This window comes from Balneolales bacterium ANBcel1 (genome assembly GCA_029688905.1).
GTDB lineage: Bacteria > Bacteroidota > Rhodothermia > Balneolales > Natronogracilivirgulaceae > SLLW01.
The window spans coordinates 397,107-409,060 of the sequence record JARULB010000001.1; the positions used below are offsets into that span (position 1 = coordinate 397,107).

8 protein-coding genes are annotated in these 11,954 nt (G+C 53.2%); 1 reads left to right on the top strand and 7 read right to left on the bottom strand.

Features of this window, described 5'->3' with window-relative positions:
• Positions 1-2 precede the first annotated feature (2 nt).
• Together QA596_01555 and QA596_01560 are read right to left on the bottom strand one after the other, a co-directional pair.
• Positions 3-626: a DedA family protein gene (locus QA596_01555; protein ID MDG5766133.1), complete on the bottom strand. Its 624-nt coding sequence runs from the start codon at positions 624-626 to the stop codon at positions 3-5.
• Between the two features lie 3 nt (positions 627-629).
• Positions 630-1,487, bottom strand: a complete 858-nt coding sequence (locus tag QA596_01560) for a diacylglycerol kinase family protein (protein MDG5766134.1) — start codon at positions 1,485-1,487, stop codon at positions 630-632.
• A gap of 319 nt (positions 1,488-1,806) precedes the next feature.
• Between QA596_01560 and QA596_01565 the strand changes: the two genes are divergently transcribed.
• Positions 1,807-2,634, top strand: coding sequence for a phosphatase PAP2 family protein (locus QA596_01565; protein ID MDG5766135.1), 828 nt, complete (start codon positions 1,807-1,809; stop codon positions 2,632-2,634).
• Positions 2,635-2,670: 36 nt separating this feature from the next.
• On the opposite strand, the gene QA596_01570 is transcribed toward QA596_01565, so the two are convergent.
• The 5 genes from QA596_01570 to QA596_01590 form a co-directional block, all read right to left on the bottom strand.
• On the bottom strand, positions 2,671-4,626 hold the full coding sequence (locus tag QA596_01570) for an alpha-amylase family glycosyl hydrolase (protein ID MDG5766136.1): 1,956 nt from the start codon (positions 4,624-4,626) through the stop codon (positions 2,671-2,673).
• 134 nt (positions 4,627-4,760) lie between these two features.
• Positions 4,761-6,407 (bottom strand): alpha-amylase family glycosyl hydrolase, encoded by a 1,647-nt coding sequence (locus QA596_01575; GenBank protein ID MDG5766137.1) that lies wholly within the window; start codon positions 6,405-6,407, stop codon positions 4,761-4,763.
• Positions 6,408-6,509: 102 nt separating this feature from the next.
• On the bottom strand, positions 6,510-9,344 hold the full coding sequence (locus QA596_01580) for an alpha-amylase family glycosyl hydrolase (GenBank protein MDG5766138.1): 2,835 nt from the start codon (positions 9,342-9,344) through the stop codon (positions 6,510-6,512).
• A gap of 426 nt (positions 9,345-9,770) precedes the next feature.
• Positions 9,771-10,817 (bottom strand): LacI family DNA-binding transcriptional regulator, encoded by a 1,047-nt coding sequence (locus tag QA596_01585; protein MDG5766139.1) that lies wholly within the window; start codon positions 10,815-10,817, stop codon positions 9,771-9,773.
• A gap of 68 nt (positions 10,818-10,885) precedes the next feature.
• Positions 10,886-11,950 carry a SusE domain-containing protein gene (locus tag QA596_01590; GenBank protein MDG5766140.1) on the bottom strand — a complete coding sequence of 355 codons (1,065 nt, stop codon included), beginning with the start codon at positions 11,948-11,950 and terminating at the stop codon, positions 10,886-10,888.
• Between the last annotated feature and the right edge of the window lie 4 nt (positions 11,951-11,954).

The following is an 11,954-nucleotide window of genomic DNA, read 5'->3' on the forward strand; positions in this document are numbered from 1 at the left end:
ATTCATCCTTCGCCGGATGCCAGATCCCTGGTGCGGAGGATGTGATAGCGGTGTGCGACAAATACCAGGATGGTGAGGATGAGCAGAATCAGGGCAAGTGTCTGATGCGTCTCTATGATTCGCAGCAGCGGCTGGCCGGCAAAATAACCGACCGATATCCAGAACAGCGACCAAACCAGGCATCCGATGCCTGAATAGAGAATATAGGTCGACAGCGGCATATTCGAAAAACCTGCCGGTATGGATATCACGGACCGGATATTGGGAATAAAGCGGCCATACAGCACAAACAGCTGGTCGTATTTATGGAAGTCACTGCGGGCTTTCTGGATAAGATAGTTGACATACCGGAACCGGCTGGTCTGCAAAAAGTTGGTGATCCAGGTCGAATAGCGCCGGCTTATTTTGAAGAGGATGACGCAACCGACCATGTTTCCGGCGGTAGTGACAAGCAGAGCGGGAAAAAACAGCCACTCATGCAATGTGGCATACAGGCCGATGGCTGCAAGTGACAGCTCACTGGGTGGTGTCAGGAAGATGCCATGCAGGAGGAGCAGAAAAAAACCGATTGTCAATGCGGCAGGCCAGGATATGGACTCAAAGATCATGAATATGAATTCGGTCATGAATCAGTCCCGGTCTTGCGTCAGCGTTTGGATATTTAAATGGCGGCAAGCAAAGGAGATTTTGAGAGAGGTGGTTTTTTCCTGCGGTTCTCCGTCGATCTGCCAGTAAAAAGGATCGTTATGCTCGACCTGGTATTCATCGGAAGTAACGGGTGCACAGCTGATACTCCACGGGATGAACCGGGTTCCCGGCAGGTAGAGGAACTTGTACTGCCCAATGGTATCCCTGATATTGGAAAAAATGGAAAACGCGCTTTTGGATGCATTGCCGCCTGTCCGCATCCAGGCACGTGATGTGGGATAGTCGATTTTCCTTCCGTAGGTGATAATTTTCAACTGAATGAGCAGGAAGAAGAACATGTGGGTGATGATACCGCCGAAGACCCGGTAAATGACGGAGCCCGGCAAGGTATGCCTGAACTTTTCAACCACCGCCACCGTATCTGCCGTCGATCCCACCGATACCACATTCAAAAAGAAACGGTCGTTGGCTTTGCCCACCTTGACATCTTTTTTGCCCGCCCGGCCTTCACCGGCCAGGAAATCCTCAAGAGAGGATGTACTCTGAAGCGCTTTGGCGATGAGGTTCCCGTATCCACTGGGAATAACCCCGATCTTGATCTCTTCCAAATAGGCATCCAGATCGTTCACACTCCGGTTGATGGTGCCGTCACCACCACAAATGATTACATGACTGATTTTCTGCGCTTCAAATATCCCGACGGCTTCGGCCCTTGAAAACCGGCTTTTTTCAACGGTGCGATAGGCGGCACCCATCCGATCCAGCGCCACGCAAAGGTCCTCGATGATTTTCCGGGCAGTACCCTTGCCCGCAGAGTTGTTGTAGATGATTAAAAGCATTTCCTATAAAAGAGAGCAGAATAAATTCAGCCTGGCTTCACACAATCGCTCGTTTCGGCAGTTTCTTTTCGGTTACTCAGCAAATCAAGGTTAGAAAATACTTTTTTTTACGGTAAAATGGGCTCTTTTTTGACATATCGTCCCTTTTTTTGGCGATGAGGCCGTGGAATGGGGCTGATGCCTCAATCGCCGCGTATTACCGTGCACATGGATCAATTTCGATACCTGTACAGCTGCCAATCCCCAGCACATTGAACTAATGTGCAAGTTTATGTTATTTACAGGCTATCGCTAATTCAAGTACAAACAGAGTTTCGACATGCCTATTCTGGATAAAAGCAGCCAACATATCCCCAAGCTGAACAAGCTTTTCAAAAAGGAGTTCTTGATCCTGCTTGGCCTTTTTATACTCTTGTTGATTATACGGGGCGGGATCGAAATCCGGGATCTGTTCTTCGTTGAACGTGCGATGCAGTTTGACAACTGGGCTTTGAGTATTGCCCGGAATCCTGATCATCCCGAACTGCTCCGCGGTCCGCACTGGATTGATGAAGCCGTACGGGACCTGACCGCTCTCGGCGGAGCGACGGTACTGACCCTCACCGTTATTTTTGTCACCGGGTACCTGGTTCTCAAAGGCAGTTACCGGTCAGCGGCACTGGTAGTAGTAGCAACCGTCGGCGGCCTGTTCATTAGCCTGGTTCTGAAAGACTTTTTCCTCAGGGAACGACCGGATATTGTCCCGGCACTGATGGTGGAAACCAGTCCCAGTTTTCCGAGCGGACATTCCATGCTCTCCGCGGTGGTCTATCTGACACTCGGATCGCTGCTCTCGCGTTTGGAAGCAAGCCCGCGCATCCGGTTATACACCATCAGCATCCCAATTCTGGCGACGCTGATCATCGGAATTACCAGAGTACTGCTCGGAGTTCACTACCCAACCGATGTACTGTTCGGATGGACGGTCGGCTTTTTCTGGGCCTCCCTGTGCTGGTTCGTCATGATCGTTCTCCAGGAACAGAAAGTCGTGGAACCCGTTTTTGAAGAACCGGTTGCGATTGAGGATGAGTCAGAGCCGGAGCTTGAGTCTGGCCCTGAGCTTGACTCTGGTTCGAAACATGACTCTGACCCGAACCCGAAGTCGTGACCAGGGTCCGGGCACAGCTTCCATTCGCTTCCCCCGCTACTCCTCCCCGGATTTCATGAAAATGGCCGCAGATGTGGGTGGCATGGTAACTCTCAGACCATCATCGGAACGGTGTCGGGCGATATTCTGCAGATTGAGCACTTCATTCCAGTGCTGGGGATCTTCCAGCGGGATCGTCAATTCCGCCGACTCCTGTTCATGGTTATTGAACAGGATAATCGCACGGGGACTGCCCGTCGGATCCGGGTTTCCAGCGCCATCAGTGCCTGAACCGGCGCCTGCCACCCTGTCGCCAAAACTGCGCTCGTAGATCAGGACATTACGTTCGTCATCAGCCATCAGCACATTCAGCTCACCCCATGAAAAAACCGGGTTCTCACGCCGCAGATGGATCAGATGGCGGTAGTAGTTCCACAGCTCGAGATCGGCCCTGACCTCATCTCGGGGCCGTTCGCGGTCGAACGGATGCGTGGTTTCGTCTTCGAACTCCAGGTCCGGCCAGATCAGCGGCTTGCGGTTATCGGGATCGTCGGCGCCCCACATTCCAAACTCGTCACCCATCCAGACATGCGGTGCACCCGGCCAGGTAAATTGTTGGGCCAGAATAAGACGCACATCCCGCCAGGTCCGCTCGTCCGGCCGATGGATTTTGTAATCGGGGGTTTCCCGCGGATTGACCCGGTATTTATACTGACGCTGATTGTAAATGGAAGTGGAGAAACGGGGGCTGTCATGGCTGGCCGTCAGATTCATATTCGCGCGCAGCACCTCCTCCCGCACTCCCGCCGATACCGAGTCAAGATGATGGATGTATTCGGAGGGGTTGGTCAGCTCGGGCACTGCTCTGCCAAGCCATTGCCGGGTTGGCATGTACCAGCGGTAGTTCATGATTGCATCGAAGATATCGCCCTGAAGCCAGTCGGTGGGATCCATCATTTCTTCCGGCCAGTCGGCCCACCACAATTCGCCTATCAATACGGCATCCGGGTTGATGCTCCGCACAAATTTGCGATAATCCCGCCAGAAGTCGACGGGAATCAGTTCGGCGACATCCAGCCGGAACCCGTCCACACCGCGATCCACATCGCCGTCGGGAGCCATCCAGCGCCGGGTGACGGCAAAAATATGACGCTTCAGGTCGGGATGAAGGTCGCCGGGAATCATCTCCCCATGCTCGAAATCATCCACTGAATCGTACCGGCGGAATTGCGGCAACTCAGGTACCCCCGCCCATCCGGAGTACTCAAACTCGTTCTCATCGGTTTCCGGATCATCAAACCGTTCGATTTGATACCAATCTGAATACGGCGAATCTTCCTGATGCTCCAAAATGTGCTGCCAGGCCCAGAAAGTGACACCTGTGTGATTCCAGGAGTAGTCCATGATCACGCGAATGTCACGCCGGTGCGCCTCCTCGATCACCTTCAGGAACATTTTGTCGGCGGCAGTCCAGACCCACGTATCGGGATCGGCCGGATCTTCCTGCGCCATCAGCTCGCGGTCACCCTCGGGGTCGGGCCCGAAATTCACATCGATATGCCGGAAATTTCTTGCGTCATATTTATGCATGGATGGCGCGTCGTTCAGCGGGTTGAAATAGATCGCCGTGATTCCGAGGTCTTCCAGATAGTCGAGCTGATCCAGCACGCCCTGCAAATCTCCGCCATACCGGCGCATGTGAATCCACTCATAGATGTCCAGATCCGTATCGGCGACCCAATCATCATGAGTGTACCAGTCATGGCCCCACGGAGTCGGCTCCCAGCTATCCGGTTGGTCGTGCGGCCACGAGCCATCAATACTCACCAAATCGGGCTGGTTGTCCGGATCGCCGTCCCGGAATCGCTCGACAAAAATCTGATACCAGATCGCGTCCTGTGTCCATTCCGGCACCGATGTCAGGTCTTCATCCGGCACATGGTCCGGAACGGCATAGGGATCCTCCGGCGAACCGCATCCAAAAAGCAATAACGCGAGAAAGAGCAACGCCATGATCAGGCCGGACGGGCACCATCCGGCATTCCAGGATTTGTAACAACGGCCGCCAGGATAACCTGTGCTACTGGTTTCCGAATGGGAGTGATCTGCCTTTCCGGTAAAATCACACTGCGAAGACAAACGATTTTTCATTTGAGTAACATCATTTTTCGGGTGAAGGTATGCTGGCCGGCCTGCATTCGGATCAAATAGGTACCGCTGCTGAGGCCGGATGCGTCGAAGTTAACTGTGTGTGCCCCCGGTTCCTGCCGGTTATTGACCAGAGTCGCTGCCCTCCTGCCGAGCATATCAAAAACCGCAATTTCGACATGAACCGCTTCCGGTAACTCGTAGGCTATTGTGGTCGCAGGATTGAACGGGTTTGGATAGTTTTGGTGCAAGGAATAGCGTTCCGGAAGCTCATCAGTCATGGAAGAGGTCGGATCACCGAGCCGTTCATATACCCGATATCCCCAGGCCGGCAATGTGACCGTCTCCTGGCCATGATAGTTGGATACACTTCCGGTAAAAATTTCACGATACTGTCCGGAGTATCCGTCATTGGACTCCAAAGTCACCGTTTGTTCAGAGTCCGACAGGTTATACATCACAAACACCTGATCCTCATCCACAGACCGCGTGAATGCATATACATCCTGATCGTTGGAAGTGCCGACCCGTTGCGGCTGACCTCCCAAATCGCCGTTCCAGAGAGCCTGGTTTTCCCTCTTCAGTTGCAGAAGAGACGTGTACATATCCTTTTTCGGATGCTCCTGCCAGTTGATCTGGTCTTTCTCGAAAAAGGCGAGCCTTTCGTCCAGACCCGCTTCCTGCCCGCTGTAAATCAGCGGCATACCAGATATCGTATGTGTCAGCACGGCAAAAACTTCTGCAGCGTCCCCGAACAATTCGGCGGTCGTCCCTACCCACGAATTTTCGTCATGATTGGAGGTAAAATACATCCGGTAGGCTTCCGGTGGAAACCGATTGATTTCATCCTGCATGTAATTGTGCAGATCTCCGGCATCGTCATCTCCGTCGGCAATTCGTCTTAAGACACCGTGACCGAAGCCGTAAAGCCCCCATCCGAATGACATATCAAAACCCAGGTCATGCCATTTTGGCTCATGATGTTCGGCGAGCAAAAAAATATCGGGCCTGGCATCCTTCAACGCCTGGTTGAGATCATCCAGAAAATCATCTTCCAGCACATGGGATACGGCATCATAGCGGAAGCCGTCGACGTTGTACTCTTCTACCCAAAAAAGCATCGCATCGATCATGTAGTCCAGCAAATCGGGATTGGAGTGGTCCAGTTGTATCACATCAGACCAACCTGTGCCGGGTGGAGGGATAAACTCTCCCCCTTCGGTGATGTACCACTCCGGGTGTTCTTCTGTCAAATAGTTATCCCACGATGTGTGATTGGGAACCCAGTCAAGCATCACATACATCCCTCGTTCATGTATCTCCCGGACCAGATCTTCAAAATCTTCCAGTGTTCCGAATTCGGGATTGATATCTTTGTAATCCCTGACCGAGTAGTAGCTGCCCAGCGACCCAAGCCTGTTCTCCAGGCCGATCGGATGGATGGGCATCAGCCATAAAATACCGACACCCATTTCCTCAAGACGGTCAAGATGTTCCGCAAACGCTGAAAATGTTCCTTCTTCGGTATACTGGCGGATATTTACTTCGTACATGCCCAGGTTATAGGTCCAGTCCTGGTGACTTTGTGCAAATACCACCACCGGGGTCAATGTCACAAATATGGCACTCAGCAGTACATTTCGCATATGGCAGGCAAATTTATGGAGAAACGTGTGACTCCAGGCAAATTCTACGCTAGCTTTATCCCAGAATAACGGAGAATATGCCCGGGTGTCACGCACCTCTCATTATTTCAACAACATCATTTTTCGGGTGAAGGTATGCTGGCCGGCCTGCATCCGGATCAGATAGGTACCGCTGCTCAGGCCGGATGCGTCAAAGGTAACCGTATGAGCACCTGCAGACTGAGGGGTATTCACCAGTGTCGCGACCCGGCGTCCGAGTATGTCGTAAACATGGAGATCGACATGAGCATCATGAGCCAGCTCATACGAAATCGTGGTTGCCGGATTGAACGGATTCGGGTAATTCGGGTTCAGGGCAAAACGCTCCGGCCGCTCTGCGTACCCATCCTCCGGATCCGCTGATGTCGGCGCTATACCCTGTGGCGGTGTCTCCAGCGGCTCTGTCGTATAGATGCGGAATACGCCGGGCGGGACTTCAACAGACCAGTTATCACCGAGCATATCGCCGGTTACCTCAATCGACTCGCCGGAGAAGTATTCATACCAGGTGCCGGTTTCGGTAAATCGCGGCCGGATTTCCATGAATTCGACATCAAAATTACCGGCTATCACCGCGTCCATCGTTTCGTGCTGCAGCGTGATGGTTTTGATGGATGTGTTCATGCCATAGAAATTGACCTCGGTATCGGTATCGTGGAACACCGGGTTTTCCTGACGCATTTTGAGCAGCCACTGCCAGGTCTGATACACCGCGTAGCGATCCGGATCGTCGTAATAATCCCATCGCACGGGTTTGCGATCGGTTCGTCCGGGATCGCCGGGTTCACAATCCCCATTGGTGCCGTCGCCGGGTTTGAGGCATTCGTCCGGTCCGCCGCCATACCCAAGCTCACCGAACTGCCAGAGCATCTTGGGTCCGGGGATAGTCAGGAAAAACGCGCCGGCCAGTTTTTGCCGGTTCAGAGCGTTGGTGAGTCGGGTGATATCGTATCGATCGCCGCTGTTTCCATAATTCAGATTCTTGAACATCAGCCACTGCTCGTCGTGGCTCTCCATGTAGCCGATCAGGTTTGGATGCTCCCAGTCACGGTTCCGGTAATAGACCCCGGAAAAATTGGACTTGTTGCTGTCGTGCCAACCCATGGAGGCTTCGCTGTAGTTGTAGTTGTGATTGCCCCAGAGCAGCATGCCGTTATAGCCCTCATCCGTTCGGTATGCGGCCAGCTCTTTTTCCTCTTCGTTGGCGGCAAAATGTTCGAGGATGATGTAGGAATCCGGGTCCACGCTCCACATCTCATCCGCCATGCGCTTCAGATTTGCGATACGCTCGGGATTGTAGCCGTCCAGCATCCCGCCCTCCTGCACATTAGTGGCGAACCCTTTGGTCAGGTCGAACCGGAATCCGTCCACATTAAACTCTTCCAGCCAGTAGCGATTGGCCCGGTCCATCCAGTACTTGATGAAAGGATGGTCGTGATTGAGGTGGTTGAATACATTATAGGCGTGTCCGGGACCGATGAGTGGGTTGGTATTCCGGTTTTCGCCGTACAGGCGGATGAGCGGTGACTGGCCCGTCGCGTGGTTGTAGACCACATCCAGAATAACGGCCATATCCCGTTTGTGCGCCTCGTCCACCAGCCGGCGGAATTCGTCGGCCGGACCGTAGGCTTTGTCCAGGGCAAGGTGGAAATTGGGATTGTAGCCCCAGCTGTCGTTACCGTCGAAGTTGCTCACCGGCATCAGCTCGATGGCGTTGACCCCCAGCCGGTGGAGGTAGTCGAGTGTATCGGCGAGGTTGGCGTAGGTTCCGTTATCCAGAAAATCGCGTATCAGCAACTCGTATATCACCAGTTCGGACGGGTCGGGCCGCTGATAGTCCGTTGCCTGCCACTGGTACGGCTGCCGTCCTGTTTCCAGTATACTGACCATGTGCTCGGTCATGCCGTGGGGATATTCCTTCAGGCCGGGATAGACGGCACTGGAGATATGCCGGTCCTTCCACGGGGAGAGGACCTTGTGTGAAAACGGATCACCCATGCGGATGTCGCCGTCAATCAGGTACTGGAAGCCATACTCCAAACCGGGCTCGAGTCCGTCGAGAGTGAGCCAGAACAGAACACTGTCGGCCGAGGCGGTTTCACGCGCCATGAAATAGTCGGTATCGGCCTGCCAGTCGTTGAAGTCACCGATCACATAGACAAACTCCTTTTCGGGGGCCCAGAGCACCAGGGTGGCTTTGCTGTCGTCTCCTTCGTGGTAGTTGATGCCATGTTCCATTCCATCCGGAACCGGTATTTCCGTGATACCGGGATTGATGATGACTTCAAACGATGCTTCGGCTGTATTTCCTCCATCATCCTCGGCCACAATGCGGACATGGGTCTCGCCGGAATCCTGCGGTGTGAAGTCGTAGCTTAGAGTAGGGCCGGATTCCTGTGCGACCGAGTTTTCATTGATAAAGAGCTCCAGGGTGACGGTAGCCACTCCGGTCACGTGCGCGGAAGCTTCAATGGTAATCACTTCCGATGGATTGACGATCAGCGGGCCCATGGAGGGCAGCCGGGGCAGGTCAAACCTGACGATCAGTTCCTCGCCGTAGATATCCACGAAAAAGTCCTCTGTCTGCGGACTCCCTCCTTCCCCGCGAAATACCATGGCAAGCTGGTGAATTTCCCCGGTACTCTGTGGAAGTCCGTAGAAGTCGCGGATATCTTCAATATGAAGTTCCCAGATATCACCACCCGTGTTATCGAGCTGAGGCTGGTTGTTGTCGTTGCCCCAGTCGCCGATGACATAGCTCCAGTCGCCCCCCTCATTAAGTATGACACCGGTATGGGTGTACACATCACCTCCATAGCCGGCCAGGTCGGTTTCGGAAGCATCGAAAATGATGGTTACCGGTGAATCAAGAACAGGAAACGCAGGTTCTGTGCGCACTGTCTGCGCAATCGTGCTTTGCGCAGCGAAAAGCAGGATCAGTAGTGTGAGAACCGCGAATGCGAGGACTTTTGACCCATTTGATGGCGATTTCTTTTTTTCGGATCCGGCGCGGGGGTTGTTTTGATGAGTTTCCGGCCGATTCGGGAAAAAGCTGCAACGTGAAAAACCTGATGCAGGTATCCGAAGTGAAAGATCATTCAAAAGCGGTAATTGTGATAAGCGGATCATAGTCGGAGAAGTGATGAGAGGTCTGGAGTGAATTCAGGATGGTCTTCAGGCAGGCCTTATCCCGATGGCCGAAATGACCTGGCCTTCAGGGCTGAAAGCGGACTTGCCGGAATTGTCGGCACCCGCATACAGCCGGGATACTGTGAATGGGGGGATGGCTGCAAACGGCCGGTTCAGGATACAATGGCCGTTACATTACGTAGGTGAGCCGCTTTGAGCCGGCTTAACCTTTTCGGGTGCCATACCGGCATATCTGGGCGAGGAGTTGCGCAGGACCAGATCGGGTGAAAAAACGGTGTGAGTGATGTCTGTTTCTTTGTTATCTATGCGGCTGATTATTTTGTCAATCGACAAGACCCCCATGTCGTACATGGGCTGCCTCATGGTTGAAAGTCCGAAGTATTCGGAAAACTGGAGGTCATCGAATCCGATAATGGACATATGCTTCCCATAATCGCGCATTGCTTTGACGGCACCCAGCGCCTGGATATCGGAAGCGCAGAAACAGGCTTCCGGCGGCTGTTTCATTTCAAGGAGTTTCGACATGGCCTCATACCCGTTCACCTCGGTGAATCCGTCGCGTTCCATATTATCACCGGTAACGATCATATCGGGGTTGACGAGGTGGCCGGCGTCTTCCATGGCCCGTCTGTAGCCCAGAACACGCTCATAGCTGGGTTTTGACTCCTGCATGGCACAAATCATACCGATTGAGCGGTATCCTTCTTCGATGAGGTGGTTTGTAGCGGTATATGCGCCTTCGATGCTATCCACGCTGATGGTATCGAATCCATGAAAATACTCATCGATAAGTACCACGGGAACCCCATAGCGGCGCAATTTTTCCCACTCGCTGTCAGCGAGGTGCACGGAGATCACAATATAGCCTTCACCCCAGCCACGTTTCATGATATCGTTCGCCTGGCCGAGCAGGTCATCGGCCATTTTGACATTAAAAATCTGCAGGTCGTAATCGTAGTCGGCAATCTTGTCCTGCATACCGGCCAATACCTCCATAAAGAAGTAGTTGGAGATTACCGGAACGATCACAGTGATTATGCCCGTCTTTTTACGAGCAAGGCTTTGCGCGAGAGCCCTCGGGTGATACCCGATTTTCTCGGCGACGGCCAGCACTTTGTCCCTGGTTTTGGCGGTAACGCTACTGCTGTTGTTGAAGACCCTGGAAACGGTGGCGATACTTACGCCCGCCTCCTTCGCGATATCATAGATTGTTGAGCTCAAATTCCGGGAATAAAAAAATAAGTGGTATCCGCCTGTCCGGTGGACAAGCGGATACCAGGTGTTACGGATTAGTTCATGATCACATCGTAGGTATAGATGGGGCCGGACAGGTCCAGAATGACGGTATAGTTTCCGGCGGCGTCAATCGGAATATCTGCGCCACCTTCGCTCAATTCACCATCCAGGCCGTCATCGCCGTAGTTCAGGGCCCAGTCGTCATTGGCTCTGAACTTCATGTGTCCCTCGGTCAGATCCAGGGTGATCGTCCAGACATGCTCATCGGGATCATAGGTCATGTCCTGGTCGGCATCCCATCCGTCCGGTGTGGCGTCACCGATAAGCCCCCAATGAGTGTTGAGAGTCTCGTAGGTGAGCGCATCCAGATCCACGTTGATCTTGTAGTACCCGGCGTCGCGTTCGATGTTGGCACCGTCTGTTTGAAGTGTACCGTCGGCACCGTCATCCCCCCAGTTGACATCCCAGGAAGCGCCCTGGGTGAACTTGAACTCGCTTCCATCCTCTGCGACATAGACATAGCCTTCGTACTGATTGTCGTTGTCAATGGAATAGAGGCGCGCGATGTTGGGATCATCGGGACTCCAGTTGCTACCGTAATTGCTGGATTCCTGATGGCTGCCCGGAACCTGGAGTTCGGGGTACTCAATCACCACTTCGTACGGTGAAAATGCCATTCCGATGGGTTCGGAAACCAGCATTTCATCCATTCTGGCGCCATCAAGTTCGGAAAGGATACGGAACTGGACGCTTGCCTGGTCCCCTTCCTGGAATCCCATTGAAATAAGGGCGCTGTTTATTTGTCCCACGCTAAACGTATGGGATGTTTCATGCGTCTGGGTAAGGCGGGTGAAGTTTTCGAAATTATCCCCTGCCGGACTCATCTGCACCGAGTAGACGATGGCTGCGTCATATCCATAATCGGCAGCCGACCACTCCAGTGTAAACAGCTCTTCATCGGCCTGATCTTCGGTGAGCACAAAGCTCTGGTTCGGCTCCGGCGATGTGATAGAGGCGGAACCCGGCGAAGAGCTCATTACCGGTCCTGAATCTTTGTCGCAGGAATAGAACGCAAAGACCAGAACCATCGAGATCGTAAACAAGCTAAATCGTTTCATTGTT

Excerpts from the sequence above, each read along its gene's own strand:
- QA596_01560 (MDG5766134.1), bottom strand. The coding sequence starts at position 1,487 with ATGCTTTTAATCATCTACAACAACTCTGCGGGCAAGGGTACTGCCCGG.
- QA596_01575 (MDG5766137.1), bottom strand. The coding sequence starts at position 6,407 with ATGCGAAATGTACTGCTGAGTGCCATATTTGTGACATTGACCCCGGTG.
- QA596_01565 (MDG5766135.1), top strand. The coding sequence starts at position 1,807 with ATGCCTATTCTGGATAAAAGCAGCCAACATATCCCCAAGCTGAACAAG.
- QA596_01555 (MDG5766133.1), bottom strand. The coding sequence starts at position 626 with ATGACCGAATTCATATTCATGATCTTTGAGTCCATATCCTGGCCTGCC.
- QA596_01570 (MDG5766136.1), bottom strand. The coding sequence starts at position 4,626 with ATGGCGTTGCTCTTTCTCGCGTTATTGCTTTTTGGATGCGGTTCGCCG.
- QA596_01590 (MDG5766140.1), bottom strand. The coding sequence starts at position 11,950 with ATGAAACGATTTAGCTTGTTTACGATCTCGATGGTTCTGGTCTTTGCG.